The organism is Enterococcus sp. AZ103, from assembly GCF_051714685.1.
Classification (GTDB): Bacteria; Bacillota; Bacilli; order Lactobacillales; family Enterococcaceae; genus Enterococcus_A; species Enterococcus_A alishanensis.
This window is the reverse complement of record NZ_JBIOSI010000001.1, coordinates 2,459,971-2,484,128: the sequence shown is the minus strand read 5'-3', so window position 1 is coordinate 2,484,128 and position 24,158 is coordinate 2,459,971. Positions and strand designations below refer to the sequence as shown.

Annotated in this window: 14 protein-coding genes, 13 tRNA genes and 3 rRNA genes; 29 read left to right on the top strand and 1 reads right to left on the bottom strand. The window is 39.1% G+C overall.

Annotation, left to right across the window (positions count from 1 at the left end):
* The first annotated feature begins 17 nt into the window (after positions 1 to 17).
* Positions 18 to 980, top strand: coding sequence for a 6-phosphofructokinase (gene pfkA, locus ID741_RS12415; RefSeq protein WP_218327669.1), 963 nt, complete (start codon positions 18 to 20; stop codon positions 978 to 980).
* A 62-nt stretch (positions 981 to 1,042) separates the two neighbouring features.
* The gene (gene pyk / locus ID741_RS12410) at positions 1,043 to 2,827 is read left to right on the top strand and encodes a pyruvate kinase (RefSeq protein WP_218327670.1); all 1,785 of its coding nucleotides are present in this window, start codon (positions 1,043 to 1,045) and stop codon (positions 2,825 to 2,827) included.
* Between the two features lie 116 nt (positions 2,828 to 2,943).
* Here the strand turns inward: pyk and ID741_RS12405 are convergent, their stop codons facing one another.
* Positions 2,944 to 3,723 carry an ABC transporter ATP-binding protein gene (locus tag ID741_RS12405; protein WP_438720155.1) on the bottom strand — a complete coding sequence of 260 codons (780 nt, stop codon included), beginning with the start codon at positions 3,721 to 3,723 and terminating at the stop codon, positions 2,944 to 2,946.
* A gap of 148 nt (positions 3,724 to 3,871) precedes the next feature.
* Here ID741_RS12405 and ID741_RS12400 point away from each other — a divergent pair, with 148 nt between their 5' ends.
* The 27 genes from ID741_RS12400 (at position 3,872) to ID741_RS12270 (ending at position 24,107) form a co-directional block, all read left to right on the top strand.
* On the top strand, positions 3,872 to 4,411 hold the full coding sequence (locus ID741_RS12400) for a YceD family protein (protein ID WP_218327672.1): 540 nt from the start codon (positions 3,872 to 3,874) through the stop codon (positions 4,409 to 4,411).
* A gap of 59 nt (positions 4,412 to 4,470) precedes the next feature.
* Positions 4,471 to 4,650 carry a 50S ribosomal protein L32 gene (rpmF, locus tag ID741_RS12395; RefSeq protein WP_218327673.1) on the top strand — a complete coding sequence of 60 codons (180 nt, stop codon included), beginning with the start codon at positions 4,471 to 4,473 and terminating at the stop codon, positions 4,648 to 4,650.
* Between the two features lie 144 nt (positions 4,651 to 4,794).
* Complete coding sequence (gene gndA / locus ID741_RS12390) at positions 4,795 to 6,219, top strand: NADP-dependent phosphogluconate dehydrogenase (protein WP_218327674.1); 1,425 nt, start codon at positions 4,795 to 4,797, stop codon at positions 6,217 to 6,219.
* Between the two features lie 153 nt (positions 6,220 to 6,372).
* Entirely contained in the window at positions 6,373 to 7,059 is a 687-nt protein-coding gene (locus tag ID741_RS12385) for a response regulator transcription factor (RefSeq protein WP_218327675.1), read from the top strand.
* The gene (locus ID741_RS12380; RefSeq protein ID WP_218327676.1) at positions 7,056 to 8,573 is read left to right on the top strand and encodes a HAMP domain-containing sensor histidine kinase; all 1,518 of its coding nucleotides are present in this window, start codon (positions 7,056 to 7,058) and stop codon (positions 8,571 to 8,573) included. Before ID741_RS12385 ends, ID741_RS12380 begins: the two co-directional genes overlap by 4 nt.
* A gap of 528 nt (positions 8,574 to 9,101) precedes the next feature.
* Positions 9,102 to 10,661: ribosomal RNA gene (locus ID741_RS12375) — 16S ribosomal RNA — on the top strand.
* 81 nt (positions 10,662 to 10,742) lie between these two features.
* Positions 10,743 to 10,815 (top strand) — tRNA-Ala (locus tag ID741_RS12370).
* Between the two features lie 183 nt (positions 10,816 to 10,998).
* Positions 10,999 to 13,911: ribosomal RNA gene (locus ID741_RS12365) — 23S ribosomal RNA — on the top strand.
* An 82-nt stretch (positions 13,912 to 13,993) separates the two neighbouring features.
* Positions 13,994 to 14,109, top strand: a 5S ribosomal RNA gene (rrf, locus tag ID741_RS12360).
* The 16S, 23S and 5S rRNA genes sit together here with 13 tRNA genes alongside, the layout of an rRNA operon.
* A 9-nt stretch (positions 14,110 to 14,118) precedes the next feature.
* A tRNA-Asn gene (locus tag ID741_RS12355) sits at positions 14,119 to 14,192 on the top strand.
* Between the two features lie 52 nt (positions 14,193 to 14,244).
* Positions 14,245 to 14,333: transfer RNA gene (locus ID741_RS12350), tRNA-Ser, on the top strand.
* 13 nt (positions 14,334 to 14,346) lie between these two features.
* Positions 14,347 to 14,418: transfer RNA gene (locus tag ID741_RS12345), tRNA-Glu, on the top strand.
* Positions 14,419 to 14,441: 23 nt separating this feature from the next.
* Positions 14,442 to 14,514 (top strand) — tRNA-Val (locus tag ID741_RS12340).
* A gap of 3 nt (positions 14,515 to 14,517) precedes the next feature.
* Positions 14,518 to 14,590, top strand: a tRNA-Asp gene (locus ID741_RS12335).
* Between the two features lie 14 nt (positions 14,591 to 14,604).
* A tRNA-Phe gene (locus tag ID741_RS12330) sits at positions 14,605 to 14,680 on the top strand.
* 1 nt (position 14,681) lies between these two features.
* A tRNA-Tyr gene (locus tag ID741_RS12325) sits at positions 14,682 to 14,762 on the top strand.
* Between the two features lie 3 nt (positions 14,763 to 14,765).
* Positions 14,766 to 14,836: transfer RNA gene (locus ID741_RS12320), tRNA-Trp, on the top strand.
* A gap of 15 nt (positions 14,837 to 14,851) precedes the next feature.
* Positions 14,852 to 14,924, top strand: a tRNA-His gene (locus ID741_RS12315).
* Between the two features lie 8 nt (positions 14,925 to 14,932).
* A tRNA-Gln gene (locus ID741_RS12310) sits at positions 14,933 to 15,004 on the top strand.
* A gap of 36 nt (positions 15,005 to 15,040) precedes the next feature.
* Positions 15,041 to 15,111: transfer RNA gene (locus ID741_RS12305), tRNA-Cys, on the top strand.
* 20 nt (positions 15,112 to 15,131) lie between these two features.
* Positions 15,132 to 15,215: transfer RNA gene (locus tag ID741_RS12300), tRNA-Leu, on the top strand.
* A gap of 469 nt (positions 15,216 to 15,684) precedes the next feature.
* Positions 15,685 to 16,644, top strand: coding sequence for an AAA family ATPase (locus ID741_RS12295; protein ID WP_438720154.1), 960 nt, complete (start codon positions 15,685 to 15,687; stop codon positions 16,642 to 16,644).
* A 3-nt stretch (positions 16,645 to 16,647) separates the two neighbouring features.
* Entirely contained in the window at positions 16,648 to 19,143 is a 2,496-nt protein-coding gene (locus tag ID741_RS12290) for a S8 family peptidase (protein ID WP_438720153.1), read from the top strand.
* Positions 19,144 to 19,244: 101 nt separating this feature from the next.
* A complete protein-coding gene (locus ID741_RS12285) occupies positions 19,245 to 21,908 on the top strand; it encodes a SpaA isopeptide-forming pilin-related protein (RefSeq protein ID WP_438720152.1) in 2,664 nt (887 codons plus the stop codon).
* A gap of 22 nt (positions 21,909 to 21,930) precedes the next feature.
* Positions 21,931 to 22,251, top strand: a complete 321-nt coding sequence (locus ID741_RS12280) for a hypothetical protein (protein ID WP_438709651.1) — start codon at positions 21,931 to 21,933, stop codon at positions 22,249 to 22,251.
* Between the two features lie 16 nt (positions 22,252 to 22,267).
* Positions 22,268 to 22,672: a DUF961 family protein gene (locus ID741_RS12275; RefSeq protein WP_438709652.1), complete on the top strand. Its 405-nt coding sequence runs from the start codon at positions 22,268 to 22,270 to the stop codon at positions 22,670 to 22,672.
* 13 nt (positions 22,673 to 22,685) lie between these two features.
* A complete protein-coding gene (locus ID741_RS12270; protein ID WP_438720151.1) occupies positions 22,686 to 24,107 on the top strand; it encodes an FtsK/SpoIIIE domain-containing protein in 1,422 nt (473 codons plus the stop codon).
* The last annotated feature ends 51 nt before the right edge of the window (positions 24,108 to 24,158 follow it).

Genomic DNA, 24,158 nt, shown 5'->3' with positions numbered 1-24,158 from the left:
TAATTTGAGGTGAGAAAATGAAACGCATAGCAATTTTAACTAGTGGTGGAGATGCGCCGGGTATGAATGCAGCAATCCGTGCTGTTGTTCGTAAAGGGATCCACGATGGACTTGAAGTATACGGTATTAACTATGGTTATGCCGGTTTAGTTGCTGGTGATATTCGTCGTTTAGATATCGCGGATGTTGGAGATAAAATTCAAAAAGGTGGAACGTTCCTTTATTCTGCTCGTTATCCTGAATTTGCTACTGAAGAAGGGCAATTAAAGGGTATTGAACAATTGAAAAAATTTGGTATTGAAGGATTAGTTGTTATCGGTGGAGATGGTTCTTATCACGGTGCAATGGCGCTGACTCGTCATGGTTTCCCAGCTGTGGGTATTCCAGGAACGATTGATAATGATATTCCGGGAACGGATTTTACAGTTGGTTTTGATACAGCTATCAACACGGTCTTGGAAGCAATTGATAGAATTCGTGACACAGCAACATCTCACGTACGGACTTTTGTTATTGAAGTAATGGGTCGTAATGCTGGCGATATCGCCTTGTGGGCAGGTGTAGCTGGCGGAGCAGATGAAATTGTTATCCCAGAACATAATTTTGATATGGAAGCTATCGCTAAAAAAATTCAAGCTGGCCGTGACCGCGGGAAAAAACATTGTCTAATTGTTTTAGCCGAAGGTGTCATGGGCGGAAATGAATTTGCTGAGGAATTATCAACATATGGTGATTTCCACACGCGTGTATCTATTTTAGGACACATTGTTCGTGGTGGTTCCCCAAGCGCACGTGATCGGGTGTTAGCTAGTAAATTTGGTGCATATGCGGTTGAATTACTAGAAGAAGGTAAAGGCGGCTTATGTATTGGGATGAAAAATAATGAAGTTGTTTCAGCCGATATTATTGAAACTCTTGAAAACAATAAGCATGTCCCTGATTTGTCATTGTTTGATTTAAACAATACAATCTCATTTTAATCTCGTTAATAAATAGTGAAACTATTTAATTATAAACAATCAAGAATGGAGCGTTTTACGTAATGAAAAAGACCAAAATTGTTAGTACATTAGGACCAGCAAGTAACTCAGTAGAAATTATTTCACAATTAATCGAAGCTGGGGCAAATGTATTTCGTTTTAACTTCTCTCATGGTGACCATGCAGAGCAATTAGAACGGATGGAAATGGTACGTACAGCAGTGAAAGAAACTGGTATGGATGCTGCCATCTTATTAGATACAAAAGGTGCGGAAATTCGTACGACTGTTCAAGATACAACAGAAGCTGACTACGGTCGCGCTGGTTACATTAAATTTGAAGTAGGCGATCAAACACGCATCGCTATGGATCCAGAATTAAAAGGAACAAAAGAAAAAATCTCTGTTACTTATCCAGGGTTATTTGATGATGTTCATATTGGCGGTCATGTACTATTTGATGATGGCTTAATTGATATGGAAATCCTTGAAAAAGATCAAGCCAACCGTGAATTAGTAGTAGTTGTTAAAAATGCTGGTATGTTAGGTTCTCGTAAAGGTGTGAATGCACCAGGCGTTTCTATTTCATTACCTGGTATCACTGAAAAAGATGCTGATGATATTCGTTTTGGTTTAGATAATGACATCGACTTTATTGCAGCAAGTTTTGTTCGTAAAGCACAAGATGTTTTAGATATTAAAGAAATTTTAGAAGAAAAAAATATGATGCACGTTCAAATCATTCCAAAAATTGAATCTCAAGAAGGTATCGACAATATCGATGAAATCTTGAAAGTCGCTGACGGAATTATGATCGCCCGTGGAGATATGGGTGTAGAAATTGCACCAGAATTAGTACCTATGGTTCAAAAACGCATCATCAAAAAATGTAATGCTGCTGGTAAATCTGTTATTACTGCAACTCAAATGTTAGAAAGTATGCAAGAAAACCCACGTCCAACACGTGCAGAAGCTTCTGACGTTGCCAATGCTGTCTTTGATGGTACTGATGCAACAATGCTTTCTGGTGAGTCAGCAAATGGTGACTACCCAATTGAAGCAGTTGGTACAATGGCTAGAATCGATATGGAAGCTGAACAAGCATTATCAGAATTAGGTTCATTCCAAATTAATCATTTTGATAAAACAGACGTAACTGAAACAATCGGTTTATCTGTTGCCCGTGCAGCTAAAAACTTGGGCGTTAAAACAATTGTAGCAGCTACTGAATCTGGTCATACAGCTAAAATGATTTCAAAATATCGTCCAGATGCTGATATTTTAGCAGTTACTTTTGACGAAAGAACAAAACGTGGTTTAATGTTAAACTGGGGTGTTTTCCCAACTGTTGCTGAAAAACCTTCAACAACTGATGAAATGTTTGAATTAGCAACTAAAAAAGCGGTTGATTTAGGCTTTGCTAAAGAAGGCGATTTAATTTTGATCACTGCTGGTGTACCAGTTGGTGAACGTGGAACAACTAACGTTATGAAAGTTCAATTAATCGGTTCTAAATTGATTGAAGCACAAGGTGTTGGTGAAAGAACAGTTGTTGCCAATGCTGTTGTTGCTGGCTCAGCTGAAGAAGCAAACAAAAAAGCTAAAGATGGTATGATTTTAGTTGTACCAACAACTGATAAGGACTATATGCCTGCGATTGAAAAAGCTTCAGCTTTGATTGTAGAAGATGGTGGTTTAACTTCTCACGCAGCTGTTGTAGGGATTGCTCAAGACATTCCTGTTATTGTAGGCGCCAAAGATGCTACTGCAACTGTTATTGATGGCGAACTAGTTACTGTTGACCCTCGTCGTGGTATTGTATACCGTGGAGAAACAACAGCAATCTAATAGTAAATAAAAACTCGAAAACCGCTAATTATGCTGCTTTCGAGTTTTTTACTTGTTCATTATTTGTAAGATACTGAGTAAGTTTAATTATTTTTGATTGGTTAAAACTAAATAATTTAGTCTCCTGGTAAAACCATCAACCGTTCAGGTGTAATTTCTTGAAAAAGGATTGGTCGATTATAAAATTTTGACAGTATTTGTTTATTAAAAAGTTTATCGCGAGTATCATTTGCAAAAATAGTGCCGTCTTTTAACAACATAAGGTGTTGGAAAATTGGTAAAAGCTCTTCTGTATGATGAGTCACAAAAAGTAAGGTTGGGGCATTTTCTTGTGTCGCTAACAACTCAATCTTTTTTAGCAACTCTTCACGGGCAAATAAATCAAGGCCATTACAAGGTTCATCTAAGATTAATAGTTCTGGTTCTGCCATTAAAGCCCGGGCAATCAAGACAATTTGTCGTTCGCCTTGTGACAACAAATGATAGGTTTTTCCAATTAAATGACTGGCTTCAAAGAGCCCTAGTAAAGATTTCGCTTTTTTTAAATCTTCTGGTTGATATTTTTGATAAATGCCTATGCTGGCAAATTTTCCGGAAAGAACGATCATTTCAGCTAGTTCATTGGTACGAATGCGGTATTGAAGAGCGGTGGATACCCAGCCAATTTTTTTCTGTAATTCTGGGATTGAAGTTTTCCCAAATACTTCACCCAAGACGGTTAATTTTCCGCTGCTAGGCCATAAGGAACCTGTGATTAATTGCAGTAGCAACGTCTTGCCAGCACCATTTAATCCTAATATTCCCCAATGCTGTCCTGTTCCCATCTGCCAGTTAATTTGTTTTAATAGGTTTCTTTTTTCTCTTGTAAAAGTGACATTTTCAAAAGATAGTATCATTGTCAAACCCCCTCATTTTTTAGCTAGTTTAGCATAAATTGAAACGAAAAAAACAATTTATCGGAATATTTCAAGGTGTCAAGAAAATTTCATTGACAACTAAATTTAACACCTGTATAATAGCGATTGTTGCTTAGAGGTGATGAAGATGAAATGGTCGATTGGTGAATTGCGTCGTTACCAAGATGAGCCTTTAAATTTTTCCGAAACTGTTGATGTTAAGAAGAATTTGATGGCCCGAGATAACGAAATTTTAGATGTGCAACCAGTTGCTGTGACAGGTATTTTATCTGTTGCAAAAAATGAATATTTGTTACATTATCAACTAAAAACTGTTGTAACAGTTCCTTCTGCTAGATCGCTTGAACCAGTTGAATTGCCATTAGACTTGTCAGTTGACGAGATTTTTATGACACGAGAAAATTGGTCTGATTTAGAAGATCGGGATGAAGAGGTTTTAGTGCTTGATTCTGATTCAATTGATTTAACTAATTCGATTGAAGACAACATTTTACTGGCTATTCCTTTGCAAGTTTTTTCAAAAGAAGAAGAAGCTGCAGATGAATTACCAAAAGGAAATGATTGGCAGGTCATTAGTGAAGAAGACTATCTACAACAAAAAAATCAACAACCAGTTATTGATCCTCGTCTTGCAAAGTTATCTGAGTTATTAAATGAAGAAGACTAAGTAGGATTGGAATAGATGTATCTTCATGATACAAATTTTTTAAGGAGGTGGAACACCAAATGGCAGTACCAGCTAGAAAAACTTCAAAAGCGAAGAAAGCAAAACGCCGTACACATTACAAATTAACTATCAAAGGATTAAACGAATGTCCTAACTGTGGTGAAATGAAAAAAAGCCATCACGTTTGTGCCAACTGTGGCTACTACGATGGGAAAGATGTAATGGCTAAAGAAGCATAAGCATTTTTTGATAGAGCTTATTAAACCCCAAGACTAACCATGGAGTCTTGGGGTTTTTCTTTTAAAAAAAACCAATTCATTTCTCATTTATTATTTGTTAAGCTATAATAAGTTTGATATGAGCTATATTTAGGAGGTCTTTGTATGACAAAACAACAATTTGGTGTCGTCGGAATGGCGGTAATGGGAAAAAATTTGGCTTTAAATATTGAAAGTCGAGGATATTCAGTAGCACTATTTAATCGAACAGGTGCAAAAACGGACGAAGTAGTGACAGAACATCCAGATAAAAATTTAAAAGCTACTTATACAATGGAAGAATTTGCAGATTCAATTGAAAAACCGCGCCGTATTTTACTAATGGTTAAAGCTGGTCCAGCAACAGATGCAACAATTAAAGAATTATTACCTCATTTAGACAAAGGTGATATCTTGATCGACGGTGGAAATACCTTCTTCCAAGATACCATTCGTCGAAATGAAGAATTAGCTAACTCTGGTATTAATTTTATCGGTACGGGTGTATCCGGTGGCGAAAAAGGAGCATTAGAAGGTCCTTCAATGATGCCTGGGGGTCAAAAAGAAGCGTACGACTTAGTAGCGCCGATATTTGAACAAATTGCTGCCAAAGCAGATGAAGATGGCGAACCATGTGTAACTTATATTGGACCAAACGGTGCCGGTCATTATGTAAAAATGGTGCATAATGGAATTGAGTATGGTGACATGCAATTAATCGCTGAATCATACGATTTGATGAAACAATTACTAGGCCTTTCAGTTGAAGAATTGGCTGATGTTTTTAGTGAATGGAATAAGGGCGAATTAGATAGTTATCTGATTGAGATTACTGCTGATATTTTGACTCGTAAAGACGATGAAGGCACTGGCAAACCAATTGTTGATGTTATTTTAGATGCAGCAGGTAATAAAGGAACTGGTAAATGGACGTCACAATCTGCTTTAGATTTAGGGGTACCTTTACCATTAATTACTGAATCTGTGTTTGCTCGTTTCATTTCAGCCTATAAAGAAGAACGAGTAAATGCTAGTAAGGTTTTAGCAGCACCAGCTGAATATAAATACGAAGGCGATAAAACTGAATTAATTGAAAAAATTCGTCAGGCTTTGTACTTTAGTAAATTAATGAGCTATGCACAAGGATTTTCTCAATTAAGAACCGCTTCAAAAGAATATGATTGGGATTTGCCATTTGGTGATATTGCAAAAATCTGGCGTGCCGGTTGTATCATCCGGGCTCGTTTCTTGCAAAAGATTACTGATGCGTATAAAAAAGATCCAGATATTGCTAACTTAATGTTGGATGATTACTTTAAAGATATTGCTGCAAAATATCAAAAAGCCGTTCGTGAAGTTGTGGCCATTGCGGTTCAAGCAGGGATTCCAGTACCAACTTTCTCTTCAGCAATTACCTACTACGACTCTTATCGTGCTGAACGCTTACCTGCAAACTTGATCCAAGCGCAAAGAGATTACTTTGGTGCCCACACGTATGAACGAACAGATAAAGCAGGAATCTTCCACTATAGCTGGTACCACGAAGAATAATTAACCAAAAATAACTAGGGAATTTCAACAAAATGATCTTCCTTAGTTTTTTTATCTAAGATTTCATGTTAGAATTGACTATAGCTTTTTGAATGATTTATGCCTATAATAACAAAGGTTTAATCAAATCAAAATCGGAGAGGAATTAATTTAATGAGCAATATTCTGATTATTGAAGACGAAAAGAATTTAGCCCGTTTTGTGGAATTGGAATTAAAACATGAAGGTTATGAAACAGAAGTTCACTATAATGGTCGAACTGGTCTAGAGGCTGCCCTTGAATCAGATTGGGATGCTATCTTACTTGACTTAATGTTACCAGAACTAAATGGGTTAGAAGTCTGTCGCCGCGTACGACAAGTTAAAAATACGCCAATTATCATGATGACTGCAAGAGATTCAGTCATTGACCGCGTTTCAGGTTTGGATCATGGTGCTGACGATTATATCGTAAAACCATTTGCGATTGAAGAGTTACTAGCTCGTTTGCGCGCACTATTACGTCGAATCGATATTGAAGGTGATAAGAATGTTGCGAAACAAACAACTATCACTTATCGCGATTTAACAATCGAAAAAGAAAATCGTGTTGTTCGTCGAGGTAGTGAAATCATCGAATTAACCAAACGTGAATACGAATTACTATTAACCTTAATGGAAAATGTGAATGTTGTATTGGCACGTGACGTATTGTTAAACAAAGTCTGGGGTTACGAAACTGAAGTTGAGACAAACGTAGTGGACGTGTATATCCGTTATCTACGTAATAAAATTGATGTACCAGGCGAAGACAGTTATATCCAAACTGTTCGTGGAACTGGTTACGTTATGCGCTCATGATAAAAATTTTCAATAAAGACAAAGAACTGCAAGGGCCTTCTCTCACTATTAAGTGGGCCTTTACTAGTTCTTTCTTTATATTCGTAGTATTTACCATTTTTGCGGTAATCACTTATAAGTCGTCTGTGAATTTAATCGTAAATAAAGAACGAGTGAATATTGCCAACACGATTTCCGAAGTTTCTTCTCGTTTGTCAAACGCTGACGAAGAATTGACTTTGGTAAACACCTACCGGACTTTAACAGAATCCACCAGTAGTGATACAGCTTTATATGATCAAAACATGACTTTAGAAGGCAACATTATGCGGATTGATAGTTTTATTTCTGAATTAGGACAACCGCAATTATCGCTCTCTATTTATAATTTAAATAAGAAATTGGTATTTAAAACCCAAGATGTCTATCAACCATTGGTTCAAAAAAAAGAAATGGTACCTAAAATCGTGACTTTAGATGGAGAGAATGGCTTTTTATCAGTGGAACCTGTTTACTCAAAGGAAAGCAAAGAAAAAATTGGTTATGTTCAAGTGTTTTATCAATTAACTGATTTTTACGAAATGCGCAGTAAGTTGTTACTCACCTTGATTGTGCTGGAAATTGTTTCACTAGTGGTTAGTAGTATTTTAGGCTTTATGCTTTCTTCATACTTCTTGAAACCTTTGAAACTTTTACGAGATACAATGGATCGCATCCGGCAAGATCCGCAGGCTGAAGTCCATGTACCCGAAATCAATTCAAATGATGAGTTGGCGGATCTTTCATCTATGTTTAATGATATGATTGATCGGATCAGAATGTATGTAGAACAGCAAGAACGTTTCGTTGAGGATGTTTCCCATGAATTGAGAACGCCGGTTGCTGTAATTGAAGGTCATTTGAACATGTTAAATCGTTGGGGAAAAGATGATCCTGAGATATTAGAAGAATCAATTGCTGCGAGTTTACAAGAAATCAATCGGATGAAGAGTCTTGTTCAAGAAATGTTAGATTTGTCACGAGCTGAGCAAGTAGATGTCTATTATAGTAATGAGGTTTCTAATGCTAAAGAAGTGACTTACCAAGTATTTAATAATTTTAAATTACTATATCCAGAATTTACATTTACCTTAGACGATGATTTGGTTCATGAAAAGGTTCTAAAAATTTATCGAAACCACTTTGAGCAAATTTTAATCATTGTGTTAGATAATGCGGTGAAGTATTCAACAGAGCGTAAAGAAGTACATCTTTCTATATCTTCAACATTTAATGATTTTGAAATTGCCATTCAAGATTTTGGTGAAGGTATCCCGAATGAAGACGTAGACAAAGTATTCAATCGTTTTTATCGTGTTGATAAGGCACGGGCAAGAACAAAAGGTGGTAATGGTTTAGGCTTGTCGATAGCTCATAAACTTTTGGAAAGCTATAAAGGAAGAATTACAGTAGAAAGTTCATTAGGAAAAGGGACAATTTTTAGAATTTACATCCCAATTCAAGAAATAAAAATAGATGATGAAACACAAAATTAGCTTCAGAGTAAAATCTGAGGCTTTTTATTTTATAGTAGAAACGAAAGATGAATTACGAAATTGTTTGCAATGGATGTTATTCATGAATATTAATCGAACAAAATAATAGAACTTTTAGTTTTCGTTCGGTTAATAAAAAATGTAAAAAAATATTACTTTTTTGGTTGCATTAAGAAGGGAAGATTGCTATATTATTATATGTCCCATGAGGGAAGAAACTTCTTGAAATCAAGTGTTGACGGATGGTTTCGCTTATGGTAACTTATAAAAGTTGTTGATTTAATCCAGCAAATTTGTTTTTTTATCTTAAAAATATTTCAAAAAAGTGTTTGACTTTAATTTTGAAATCTGATAAGATATAAAAGTTGCTGGTGCAACAGAAATAGACCTTTGAAAACTGAACGAATAAGACGAACCAAATGTGTAGGGCGTTCCTATTAATAGGAACAAACAATACAAAGCAAGCAATATGCTAGTAACAAGTCAATTAATACAATTGAGCTAACAGTCGCAAGATTGTGCAAACTTTTTAATGAGAGTTTGATCCTGGCTCAGGACGAACGCTGGCGGCGTGCCTAATACATGCAAGTCGAACGCTTTTTCTTTCACCGGAGCTTGCTCCACCGAAAGAAAAGGAGTGGCGAACGGGTGAGTAACACGTGGGTAACCTACCCTCCAGCGGGGGATAACACTTGGAAACAGGTGCTAATACCGCATAACAGAGAAAACCGCCTGGTTTTCTTTTGAAAGGCGCAATTGCGTCACTGGAGGATGGACCCGCGGTGCATTAGCTAGTTGGTGAGGTAACGGTTCACCAAGGCAACGATGCATAGCCGACCTGAGAGGGTGATCGGCCACATTGGGACTGAGACACGGCCCAAACTCCTACGGGAGGCAGCAGTAGGGAATCTTCGGCAATGGACGAAAGTCTGACCGAGCAACGCCGCGTGAGTGAAGAAGGTTTTCGGATCGTAAAACTCTGTTGTCAGAGAAGAATAAGGATAAGAGTGGAAAGTTTATCCCTTGACGGTATCTGACCAGAAAGCCACGGCTAACTACGTGCCAGCAGCCGCGGTAATACGTAGGTGGCAAGCGTTGTCCGGATTTATTGGGCGTAAAGCGAGCGCAGGCGGTCTCTTAAGTCTGATGTGAAAGCCCCCGGCTCAACCGGGGAGGGTCATTGGAAACTGGGAGACTTGAGTGCAGAAGAGGAGAGTGGAATTCCATGTGTAGCGGTGAAATGCGTAGATATATGGAGGAACACCAGTGGCGAAGGCGGCTCTCTGGTCTGTAACTGACGCTGAGGCTCGAAAGCGTGGGGAGCAAACAGGATTAGATACCCTGGTAGTCCACGCCGTAAACGATGAGTGCTAAGTGTTGGAGGGTTTCCGCCCTTCAGTGCTGCAGCTAACGCATTAAGCACTCCGCCTGGGGAGTACGACCGCAAGGTTGAAACTCAAAGGAATTGACGGGGGCCCGCACAAGCGGTGGAGCATGTGGTTTAATTCGAAGCAACGCGAAGAACCTTACCAGGTCTTGACATCCTTTGACCACTCTAGAGATAGAGCTTCCCCTTCGGGGGCAAAGTGACAGGTGGTGCATGGTTGTCGTCAGCTCGTGTCGTGAGATGTTGGGTTAAGTCCCGCAACGAGCGCAACCCTTATTGTTAGTTGCCATCATTTAGTTGGGCACTCTAGCGAGACTGCCGGTGACAAACCGGAGGAAGGTGGGGATGACGTCAAATCATCATGCCCCTTATGACCTGGGCTACACACGTGCTACAATGGGAAGTACAACGAGTCGCGAAGTCGCAAGGCTAAGCTAATCTCTTAAAGCTTCTCTCAGTTCGGATTGTAGGCTGCAACTCGCCTACATGAAGCCGGAATCGCTAGTAATCGCGGATCAGCACGCCGCGGTGAATACGTTCCCGGGCCTTGTACACACCGCCCGTCACACCACGAGAGTTTGTAACACCCGAAGTCGGTGAGGTAACCTTTATGGAGCCAGCCGCCTAAGGTGGGATAGATGATTGGGGTGAAGTCGTAACAAGGTAGCCGTATCGGAAGGTGCGGCTGGATCACCTCCTTTCTAAGGAAAATTACGGAGACTACACAAGTTTATCTTTATTCGTTCAGTTTTGAGAGGTCTATTTAAAAATTAGATACTTTTGGGGCCTTAGCTCAGCTGGGAGAGCGCCTGCTTTGCACGCAGGAGGTCAGCGGTTCGATCCCGCTAGGCTCCATTGATGACATTGGTCATCATATTCGTTCATTGAAAACTGGATACAAAAAACAAACCAAAAATTTTTAAAACAAACCGAGAACACCGCGTTGAATGAGTTTTTTAATAGTTCAATTGCTTATTTTTTATTTATTGGAACTCTATCGCTAGAGGGAAGATAAAGACCCAACCGTAAGGTTGATAAGGTTAAGTGAATAAGGGCGCACGGTGGATGCCTTGGCACTAGGAGCCGATGAAGGACGGGACTAACACCGATATGCTTCGGGGAGCTGTAAGTAAGCTTTGATCCGGAGATTTCCGAATGGGGAAACCCAACATCTTTAACAGGATGTTACTGTTCAGTGAATACATAGCTGAATGGAGGTAGACGCAGAGAACTGAAACATCTAAGTACCTGCAGGAAGAGAAAGAAAAATCGATTCCCTGAGTAGCGGCGAGCGAAACGGGAAAAGCCCAAACCAAGAGGCTTGCCTCTTGGGGTTGTAGGACTCCGATATGGTAGTTGATTGAAATAATCGAAGGACCTGGAAAGGTCTGCGAGACAGGGTAAAAGCCCCGTAGATGAAATTTGAATCACACCTAGGAGGATCCTGAGTACGGCGGAACACGAGGAATTCCGTCGGAATCCGGGAGGACCATCTCCCAAGGCTAAATACTCCCTAGTGACCGATAGTGAACCAGTACCGTGAGGGAAAGGTGAAAAGCACCCCGGAAGGGGAGTGAAATAGATCCTGAAACCGTGTGCCTACAACAAGTCAAAGCCCGTTAATGGGTGATGGCGTGCCTTTTGTAGAATGAACCGGCGAGTTACGATCCCATGCGAGGTTAAGTCGAAGAGACGGAGCCGTAGCGAAAGCGAGTCTGAATAGGGCGAATGAGTATGTGGTCGTAGACCCGAAACCATGTGATCTACCCATGTCCAGGTTGAAGGTGCGGTAAAACGCACTGGAGGACCGAACCCACGTACGTTGAAAAGTGCGGGGATGAGGTGTGGGTAGCGGAGAAATTCCAAACGAACTTGGAGATAGCTGGTTCTCTCCGAAATAGCTTTAGGGCTAGCCTCAGAGTAAGAATGATGGAGGTAGAGCACTGTTTGGACTAGGGGCCCATCTCGGGTTACCGAATTCAGATAAACTCCGAATGCCATACATTTATCTCTGGGAGTCAGACTGTGAGTGATAAGATCCATAGTCGAAAGGGAAACAGCCCAGACCACCAGCTAAGGTCCCAAAATATATGTTAAGTGGAAAAGGATGTGGGGTTGCACAGACAACTAGGATGTTGGCTTAGAAGCAGCCACCATTTAAAGAGTGCGTAATAGCTCACTAGTCGAGTGACCCTGCGCCGAAAATGTACCGGGGCTAAACATATTACCGAAGCTGTGGATTACACCTTAGGGTGTAATGGTAGGAGAGCGTTCTAAGGGCGTTGAAGGTAGACCGTGAGGACTGCTGGAGCGCTTAGAAGTGAGAATGCCGGTATGAGTAGCGAAAGACAGGTGAGAATCCTGTCCACCGTATGACTAAGGTTTCCTGGGGAAGGCTCGTCCGCCCAGGGTTAGTCGGGACCTAAGCCGAGGCCGAAAGGCGTAGGCGATGGATAACAGGTTGATATTCCTGTACTCGTTGTTTTTGTTTGAGCAATGGAGGGACGCAGTAGGCTAAGAAATCAGACGATTGGAAATGTCTGTCTAAGCAATGAGTCTTAAGATGAGTCAAATGCTTATCTTTCTAAGGACAAGTTGTGATGGGGAGGGAAATACAAGTACCGAAGTTTCTGATGTCACACTGCCAAGAAAAGCTTCTAGTGAGAAAACAATGACCCGTACCGTAAACCGACACAGGTAGTCGAGGAGAGTATCCTAAGGTGAGCGAGCGAACTCTCGTTAAGGAACTCGGCAAAATGACCCCGTAACTTCGGGAGAAGGGGTGCTGATCTAACGATCAGCCGCAGTGAATAGGCCCAAGCGACTGTTTATCAAAAACACAGGTCTCTGCAAAATCGAAAGATGAAGTATAGGGGCTGACGCCTGCCCGGTGCTGGAAGGTTAAGAGGAGTGCTTAGCGTAAGCGAAGGTACGAATTGAAGCCCCAGTAAACGGCGGCCGTAACTATAACGGTCCTAAGGTAGCGAAATTCCTTGTCGGGTAAGTTCCGACCCGCACGAAAGGCGTAACGATTTGGGCACTGTCTCAACGAGAGACTCGGTGAAATTTTAGTACCTGTGAAGATGCAGGTTACCCGCGACAGGACGGAAAGACCCCATGGAGCTTTACTGCAGTTTGATATTGAGTGTCTGTACCACATGTACAGGATAGGTAGGAGCCGTAGAAGTCGGGACGCTAGTTTCGACGGAGGCAATGGTGGGATACTACCCTTGTGTTATGGCCACTCTAACCCGCATCACTAATCGTGATGGGAGACAGTGTCAGATGGGCAGTTTGACTGGGGCGGTCGCCTCCTAAAGAGTAACGGAGGCGCCCAAAGGTTCCCTCAGAATGGTTGGAAATCATTCGCAGAGTGTAAAGGCACAAGGGAGCTTGACTGCGAGACCTACAAGTCGAGCAGGGACGAAAGTCGGGCTTAGTGATCCGGTGGTTCCGCATGGAAGGGCCATCGCTCAACGGATAAAAGCTACCCTGGGGATAACAGGCTTATCTCCCCCAAGAGTCCACATCGACGGGGAGGTTTGGCACCTCGATGTCGGCTCGTCGCATCCTGGGGCTGTAGTCGGTCCCAAGGGTTGGGCTGTTCGCCCATTAAAGCGGCACGCGAGCTGGGTTCAGAACGTCGTGAGACAGTTCGGTCCCTATCCGTCGCGGGCGTTGGAAATTTGAGAGGATCTGTCCTTAGTACGAGAGGACCGGGATGGACTTACCGCTGGTGTACCAGTTGTCTTGCCAAAGGCATCGCTGGGTAGCTATGTAGGGAAGGGATAAACGCTGAAAGCATCTAAGTGTGAAGCCCACCTCAAGATGAGATTTCCCATTTCTTAAAGAAAGTAAGATCCCTGAGAGAAGATCAGGTAGATAGGTCAGAAGTGGAAGTGCAGTGATGTACGGAGCGGACTGATACTAATCGATCGAGGACTTAACCAAAACAAAATGGACTTGGTAGTTTTAAAGTAAGGAATGTTTTTTGATCTAGTTTTGAGTGAGCGAAGTTTACTCAATTAAATAGTGTGGTGGCGATAGCAAGAAGGATACACCTGTTCCCATGTCGAACACAGAAGTTAAGCTTTTTAGCGCCGATCGTAGTGAGGGGTTGCCCCTTGTGAGAGTAGGACGTCGCCACGCGTAATTTATTCCGGCATAGCTCAGTTGGTAGTAGCGCATGACTGTTAATCATGATGTCGTAGGTTCGAGTCCTACTGCCGGAGTTCTCTTTTACAAATATGAGAAATTAAGAGTTTGGGCTTTGTGCTTATTCTTGGAGAGTTGTCCGAGAGGCCGAAGGAGCATGATTGGAAATCATGTAGGCGGGTTTCCCTGTCTCAAGGGTTCGAATCCCTTACTCTCCGTTATAAATTTTATGGCCCGTTGGTCAAGCGGTTAAGACACCGCCCTTTCACGGCGGTAACACGGGTTCGAGTCCCGTACGGGTCATTTTTTGTTTTAAAGTAACATTTGGAGGTTTAGCTCAGCTGGGAGAGCATCTGCCTTACAAGCAGAGGGTCAGCGGTTCGAACCCGTTAACCTCCATTCGGTTCCGTGGTGTAGGGGTTAACATGCCTGCCTGTCACGCAGGAGATCGCGGGTTCAAATCCCGTCGGGACCGTATTAATATTTTTTGGCGCGGTAGCTCAGTTGGTAGAGCAACGGATTGAAGCTCCGTGTGTCGGCAGTTCGATTCTGTCCCGCGCCACCATGGAGGAGTAGCGAAGTGGCTAAACGCGACGGACTGTAAATCCGTTCCTTAGGGTTCAGTGGTTCGAATCCACTCTCCTCCATTTAGGGGCATAGTTTAAAGGTAGAACAGCGGTCTCCAAAACCGTTAGTGTGGGTTCAATTCCTGCTGCCCCTGTTTTTTATTATTATGGCGATCGTGGCGAAGTGGTTAACGCACCGGATTGTGGCTCCGGCACTCGTGGGTTCGATTCCCATCGTTCGCCCTCTTTATTGGGGTATAGCCAAGCGGTAAGGCAAGGGACTTTGACTCCCTCATGCGTTGGTTCGAATCCAGCTACCCCAGTTATCTGTTTTATTTTGCAGATATTAATAGTATAATGGCGGTATAGCCAAGTGGTAAGGCAGAGGTCTGCAAAACCTTCATCACCGGTTCAAATCCGGTTACCGCCTTAGTACTAATTTTATTACATGCCGGCGTGGCGGAATTGGCAGACGCGCTGGACTCAAAATCCAGTGCCCTCACGGGCGTGCCGGTTCGACCCCGGCCGCCGGTATAGAAAAGACTGTTAAATCGTTGATTTGACAGTCTTTTTTTGCGTTGTGGTGCGAAAATGGTGCGAATGTTAAATTTTGAATGTTTTTTAGAAAAAAATTTAGTTATTTAATAATTAGTTGAGTGAAGTGAACAGTTATCAAATATGGTCAAGGTACTGAAATTTTTTAGTACCTTTTTTAATTGGAGTGAATTTGTGAAAATACGTGAACCTACAATTCTGAGGTATTATACTAGACTGATGATAGTGTGCACATAATCAACTTGCTTTGGTATAGAGTATTTATCATTAGATAGTAATTGAATAATTTAGTGGAATGGATTTATTGTAAGCTAGAAGTAAATCCTATGATTAATCAGGATCATTTAATTCAAGTTAAAAGTTAAAATGTATAGATTGACTTTATCATCTATGGAGCATACAATTAAAATAAGGCTTATTTTAAGTATGACACGTGGGAGGTGTTTTTATGGCTACTGCAGACCAAATAAAAAGTTTAATAAAAGCTCATCTAGATGGAAATGATGAAAAATTTAAAACGGTTGTATTACAAATAGCTGCATATGAAGCAAAGAAAAACCATGTGAATCTTGCTCAAGATCTAAAAAAGTTAATTGATAAACCACGTATTTCTAGAGCTAGTATTATACCAATAACTCAAAGTAATCCCATGTTACAAATGTCCTTGCCAAATGAAAAGCTACATGACTTAATTGTTTCTGATGAAATTCATGAAAGAATCCTGAGGATTCTTTCTGAGTATAAAAATAGTAATAAGTTAAAGCAATATGGAATGGACAATCGCAGAAAAATATTAATTGAGGGTCCACCTGGAACAGGTAAGACGTTCACTGCTTCTGTTATTGCATCAGAATTAAATCTTCCGTTATACTCTGTTCAAATTGATAAATTAGTTACAAAGTTCATGGGTGAAACGAGTACTAAATTACGTCAAATATTTGAATCGGTTGAGAACAATATTGGAGTTTATTTCTTTGACGAATTTGATGCAATTGGAGCGGATAGAAGCCTTGATAATGAAGTTGGCGAAATGAGGAGAATTTTGAACTCTTTTTTACAATTTATTGAACAAGATTCTTCTGACAGCATTATTATTGCTGCAACAAATAATCATCATTTATTAGACCAAGCCTTATTTAGAAGATTTGATGATGTGCTACATTATAAAACTCCTTCTGAAAGTGAAATAAGGAAAATATATGAGTATAAATTATCTGTTTTTCAAAAAGGATTTAAACCATCAGATGAATTGATAACTAAGTCCCTTTCATTGAGTCAAGCAGAATTAATTCGTGTTTGTGAAGATGCTATTAAAAGTTCCATTTTAAACGATAATATAATCACTCAATCTGAATTACTCAATTTAATTAAAGAACGGTTAGTTATTTATTCTGACAAGGAGGCGTAGTTTTTGACTGTTGATAAACGAAATATTTTTTTACGTAATACTGAAACATCTTTAGGTTATTCAGGGCGCTCTATTCCAATAAAGCCCAACTATCCAGTAAGAAAAGATGTTAATGCGCATGCAAACTTTATTCAAAGTAAACTAAATGATAGTTATGAACGATCAAAAAATCAGAAGCAAGCAGCTGCAATAAGATATAAAAATGGCGTATATCTGGAATTCTCAGGTTCTATTGGTCATGAAATGTCCGTAAAGAGTCTTGAAGATAGAAGACAAGGTATACGTCTTTTAAACGTGAAAGAAAATATGGAAACAAAACAGGTGAAAGCAATCGTTTATGTACCTGATGGAAAAGAAGTTCATTTTTTAAATAAAGTTAAAGCATATGGCACTGAGGTATCTGAAAAGAGTGGAAATCCCAAACATAATGATTTAATAAGAAGTATTGAAGATATTTCTCTAGCAATGCTTGATTCATTTTGGACTGGGAAAATAGAAGATATACCTGATGATGAAGCAAAATGGTGTGAAGTTTGGATTAGATACGATGTTAAAAATTCGAAATCAGCTCAAAATAAACTGAATAAAGATTTAGCTATTACCAGCTTGATACAATGCTGTGAAGAATTAGGAATTGAAGTTAATGAGCGAATTCTAATTTTTCCAGAAAGAATCGTTAAACTGATTTTTGCTAAAAAATCACAACTCGTAAATTTAATTAATATTTGCGAATATATAGCTGAATTTCGTAGAGCTCCTGAACAAACAAGTTTTTTTGATGATTTATCAGGGGTAGATCAACAAGATTGGATTGATGAATTATTAACACGAACAAATTTTACAGATCAAAACATAACAGTTTGTTTACTAGACACAGGTCTAAATTCAGAACATCCACTTTTATTTCCGGCAATTGTCGATTCCACTTCAATTCAGGCGGTCAATAGTGCTTGGAATTCTTCTGACCACGATGGTCATGGAACAGAAATGGCTGGAGTCGCTTTGTACTATAATCTTAAAGAAAAAATGAGTGGTAGTAATCAAGTTACAATCAATCATAAAATAGAATCTGTAAAAATTTTACCTCCTAGAGGAGAAAATTCTCCTGATTTATATGGTGCTATTACTGAACAGGCAGTTTTTCTTTCGGAAATCACGAATCCTAAGGCAATCAGAACATTATGCATGGCTGTAACAGCCCCCAACTATAATACTGATGATGGTAGCCCTACATCTTGGTCAGCTGCTATTGATAGTATAACATCTGGAGTGAATGGAGATGGAGAGAAACGTTTATTCTTCATTAGTGGTGGAAATGTACATCCGAAAGAATTAAATAGCTCGCCATATCCAGATGTCAACATTCTTCATAGCATAGAAAATCCAGGTCAATCATGGAATGCTATCACTGTAGGTGCATATTCTAATGATGTTAGAATATCTTCTTCTGACTATAATGGCTGTGAAGCAATTGCAGATGTGGGAGAATTATCCCCATACAGTTCTACATCTAAATTATGGAATGATAAATGGCCAATCAAACCAGAGATATTATTAGATGGTGGAAATATGGTAACTAATGGGACTGATTTTTCAGAGTGTGAAGATTTATCCCTTTTGACGACTAGTAAAGATTTTCTGACTAAACCGTTAACTACTACTTGGGGAACAAGTTCAGCTACTGCACAAGCTTCGTGGATGGCAAGTCAAATTCATAATGAGTATCCTGATATTTGGCCAGAAACTACTCGTGCCTTAATAGTACATTCTGCAAATTGGACTAATAAAATGATTAATCAATTCCGAACTGATGATAAAAAGACAGTTGGAATAAAGCAGTTATTACGTACATGTGGGTATGGAATTCCTAATTTAGAAAAAGCAATTGAATGTGCTAATAATTCCGTAAATCTTATCATTCAATCTGAATTACAGCCGTTTAAGTCTGGAAAAATGAATGATATGCATATTCATAAAATCCCTTGGCCTAAAGATGTTCTTCAATCATTAGGCGAAATCGATGTTAAGCTTAAAGTGACATTATCATATTTTATCGAACCTGGACCAGGTGAGATTGGCTGGAAAGATAAATATCGTTATCCATCTTGTGGATTAAGATTTGATGTTATTAATAGTGATGAAACATTAGAAGATTTCAAAAAAAGAGTGAATGTTAAAATGCGTGGAGATGATAGAAAAGATAGTGGTGATGGTACTAAAAGAAATTGGTATTTGGGACCTGGAAATAGAGATGTCGGATCAATTCATTCAGATTTTTGTGAAGATGTGGCGATAAATTTTTGTGATACTAATTATGTGGCTGTATATCCTATAATTGGTTGGTGGAGAGAGCGCGGTTATTTAGGAAAGTCCAATGAAAAAATAAGGTATTCACTAATAGTCTCAATAGAGACACCCGAGGTAGGTACTGATCTTTATACACCAATCGTAACACAAATAGAAATTGAGCAATCTGTTGAAGTATCTATTGAGACTTAATCTATATAGATACAATATTATTCTTTAAATAAAAAGTAGGTGTATCTCAGTGTACACCTATTTTTTATTAGATTTTTTTAATAAAAAAAAGGAGAAAATAAATGAATAAGAAAAAACGTCAAGCAATCTCGCTAGTGGGTGTTCTCACAGTGATGATTGCTTTTTTTATTACCCCAATTACGGCTCTTGCAGCTTCGGTCAATTATGAAAAAATTGGAGATTATGTTTCTACTTGGCATATTGCTTCACTAGGGGGCTTACACTGGACGGACAATGGTGTGCATATGATTAAAGCTGATAATCAACCTGCTTTTTGTATTGAACATGGTGTTTTACTGAACGGCGGTTCAGGATTTACACCATCAGAACTAAATAGTGCAGAAAAAGAACGGCTATCTTTGATTTCATATTACGGCTACCAAATTAGCCCTACAATGGAAAATTATGGAATCACTCAAAACATTATTTGGGAAGAGTTCGGAGATACATTGTTAAGCACACAGCTTCCAAACTACACCAATCGTAAAAATGAAATTCTAAAAAAAGTAGCCAATCATAAAATTAAGCCAAGTTTTGCGAATCAGAACATTACCTTGAATGTTGGAGATTCTATCACACTGACAGATACAAACAATGTTTTATCAAAATATGACAATCTCTTAGAAAATTCCGCAAATCTAAAAATTGAAAAAAACGGAAACATCCTAAAATTAACTGCTACGACTAATTCAAAAGAGTCTGGAGAGCTCCAATACAGTATGGTTCCAAAAGACAAAGTAGGGCAAAGTTTCATCTATAAGAAACCTGGTGAGCAGACTGTAGCCACATTTAAATTATCCAATGCTGGAGAAATGAATCTAGCAATCAAAGTGAACCTCAATGGTAATATAAAATTGAAAAAAGTAGATGAAGATACTGGGAAAGCTTTACCCAATACGAAAATGAAATTTGAGTATAACGGACAAACAAAAGAAATTGTGACTGACACGAATGGTCTTGCTCAAATCGATGGGTTAAAAGCAGGTACGAAGGTCAAAATTACGGAGGTAACTGCTAGTAATGGGTTTGTGAATAAAGGAGAATCAAAAGAAATCACGATTGAACCAAATAAAACAATTGAAGTAGTGTTTGGAAACAAAGCCCAACAAGGATTACTAAAATTGAAAAAGACAGGTCAAAAAGCGACCACAGTTACCATAACGGATTCTGACTATGGAAAGCTACATGATATCACCTTTGATTATGTTCCTCTAGCTGATGTGACGTTTACTATTAAAGCTCGTGAAGACATTAAAGTAGGTGATTATGTTCATGCCAAAAAAGGAAGTGTTGTTGCGACTGTAAAAACAGATGCAAATGGCGAATTAATTAATATGCCTAAGCTATATCTAGGAAAATATGAAGCCATTGAAACAGCGGCTCCTGCTGGATACCTAATGAATACGACACCTCTGCCGTTTGAGTTTACCTATGAAGGACAAAATGTTGAGCTGGTTTCTCAATCACTTGAAGCAAAGAATGACTTTCAACAGCTAAAGATCACTGTTCATAAAAATGAAGAACAGATTCGGGAATGGAAGGAAAATGTGCCAGTACTAGAAGAGGTGAAAGCAAATGACAAAGTATTTGGCTTATTTACGAACCAAGAATATCCAATGACCGACAACACGACTGTGCCAGCTGATGCTTTATTAGCGTTTGGAACAGTTAATGAAGGGGAACTTGTCTTTCCAAATCTAAAATTAATGGAAGGAAAGTACTACATTCAAGAATTGGATGCTGGAGAAAACCATGATATTGATTTGACCCATCATGAATTTGAGTTTAAAGCAACGGATCATGAGACAGAAAAAGTTATTGAACTCTATGCACCTAAAGACAATCAAGAGGATGAATCGCTACCATTATTAAATAAACTTCATTTTAATCAGTTTTCATTAAAGAAAATAAATGAAGAAGCAACGTTAGAAGAAAAAAATGGCTATGAGTTTACCTTCACTGGAAATGGCGAGGGTGCTATTTTCACCCTAGAAACGGAAGACAAAGAAGTAATTCAAACAGTCACAGTTAATAAGAATTCTTTGGCTACGTTCACGAATGTACCTGTCGGAACGTTCTATTTGAAAGAGAAGCAACCATCTTCTGAGGATTATGTAGGTTCTTCTGAAACCTATCGAATTATCTCTACACTAAAAGGCGTTCAAGTCTATGATAGTAAAGGTCAGCTTCTTGGTGAAACAATGAATGAAGAAACAAGAGAAGAAGAGGAAAGTATCGATCAGACCGAAGAGCCTGATTCTAAGGAGCCTAAAAAAGATGAACCAATCGTGTTACTAGAGATTAAAAACCATTTGGTTAAAGGGAATGCAGAATTAACAAAAACAGACGTTTCGAATGGAAAAACTCTGCCAAATACTGGCATTCGTATTCTTGATAAAGATAAAAAAGTAGTGATTGAAGGGAAAACAGACAACCAAGGTCAATTTACCTTTGAAAAATTACCAAAAGGTGTGTACTATTTCCAAGAATTTGATGCCCCATCAGGTTATCAATTAGACGAAACACCGATTCAATTTGAAATCAAGGAAGATGGCGAGATCGTCAAATGTACCATGACCAATCAACTTACGCCAACTGAAAAAGGAAATTTGCCGCAAACAGGTGAAACAACATCTATTTTAGAAATTGCGCTTGGAAGCTTGTTACTGATGGGCGTTGCTAGCTACTTTTATGCAAAGAAAAAACAAGGAAATAAAACAAAATAAAAAATGAAAGAAGGAATCAATTATGTCAAATCGTGTCACAAGTATTGCCTTAAAGGATCAACAGCTTGGTGCTAAAATCAAAGCTACGGTGAAAGAGGAACGAGAAATTTATGTTGAAGGAAAACGAGTTCCTTGTCGCATTTTCACTGCTTCATCTGCACTACATCCAGATTTTGAAATCATTGTGCCAAATCTGAGAAATTCACAACGCTTTGATGGGAGAAAAGAAGTGGAATTGAAGGATGCTACACTAGTTCCTAGTGCTAAACGAAACAACATTGGAACGGCTAGCCGGACGTTAGAATTGCAAGTCTTTGCTAAACAGCTAATTACACTAAACTAGAAAAGAGGAAAAATAAATGAGTTTAAAATTTGAAGAAAACACTATTAAGGATTTTGATATCAAGAAAACATTTGGCACTTGTTATTATTTAAGTAATCAATCGATCTATGAAAACGATAGCGAAGGGAACCGAACAGAAATGGTAAGGGAACAGCGTGTAACAGTCTATTCCGAAGCAAAAAATGATCAAATTGATGTTGCATTGCCAGAAACAACGGATTTAGCTTCATTTTCTTATGATGATGAAATTGAACTGACAGGTGAAGTGACTGCGTTAGCATGGCTCTCTTCTTACGCAGGGTACAATGATTCCATTCAATCCGAACAAGCCTTTAAAATCCGAGCTGGTGGAATTAAAAAGGTAACAGCACTTCATCAGAAACCTGAAAAACAAAAACCAACTGGAACGACACAAGGGTAAAGGGTAATAAGAGATGGAATTTTTAAACTACAGAGGTACCAGAATTCGCCCGTATCACTTGAATCTCTATCGTCATTACTTGTTCGGTACGTGGTCTCCAGCGCTCCTTGCTAGTGCTGTATATGGCTATTTCGTACTATATCCATTAGTAACTAAATTTTCTGAAAAAAAATCAGTAGATTATGCTGCTCTCCTTCTTCCAGTTGGAGGGCTTTTTTTATTGCTCTTACTTCCGTTGTTCATCTGTTTATGGGGGAGAAGACAATCTTTTCTCAAAGGTGGTTTCTTTTATCGTGCCTATCAACGTCAAATGTTAGCACGGATGTTAAAAAGTAATGGCTTGTATGATAAGAAAGAACGAAAATCAAATGAGCGAACCACAGAAAAGATGATTTTCCCTAAAGTCTATTATCGAAATACAAAGGAAATTCTTTATTTAACGGTTCCGACAGACGGGATGAAGTGGCATGATCGATTTGAAAAGATTGCGAAAACCTTTGAAGAAATGTATATTGCCGATTTTATCAATGTACAGAAAGAAATGGGCTTTACAACCTATTCTTTGATGATCGATGTCATTAGTAAACGGATTGCTATTTCAGATTGTGTTGTCACAAATGGTCAAGTAAAACTAATGGATGGCGTGGTTTGGGATTATGCAGAAGTGCCACATATGTTGATTACAGGTGGCACCGGAGGAGGAAAAACCTACCTGATTTTGACATTGATTCAAGCATTAGTAAAGGTGGGAACCGTTGATATTTGCGACCCAAAAGAAGCGGATTTAAAGGATTTACAAGACCTTAAACTATTCAAAGGACATGTCTTTACTGGAACAAAATGGATTACTCGTTGCTTAAAAAATGCTGTGGCAGAAATGAATCGCCGCTATGTCTATATGAAACTCCTTCCAACCTATACAACAGGGAAGAACTTTGCATATTACGATATTCCGCCTTATTTCATCATCATAGACGAGTGGGCGGCTTTTTTTGGCACCTTGAATTATAAAGAACAGGATGAAATTCTAGGGTATGTCAAAGAATTGGTATTGAAGGCTCGTCAAGCAGGTGTTTTCTTAATTATTGCGACACAACGCCCTGATGCAGAGAACTTTGGTGGAGGGATTCGAGATAATATCTTGTTTCGAGTGAGTGTTGGAAAGCTTCAAGAACAGGGCTATTATATGACTTTTGGATCGGATCAAAAAAATAAGGCATTCATCAATAAGTCAATCAAAGGAAGAGGGTATGTGGATGATGGCTCAGCTGTACCAAGAGAATTCTATACGCCATTTGTTCCTAAAGGCTATAACTTTTTAAAAGAGTTTGAAAAGATTGAAACGATGAAACTATTAGATACCAGAGAGGTTGATCCAACTGAGGAGGAGATTGAAGAAGCGCAAGAAGCCTTTGAGGTAAAGAAATCAGAGTAGCTACCTAAAAGTATGATGAGAAACAGTAACTAATAAAGTATATGGGAAATC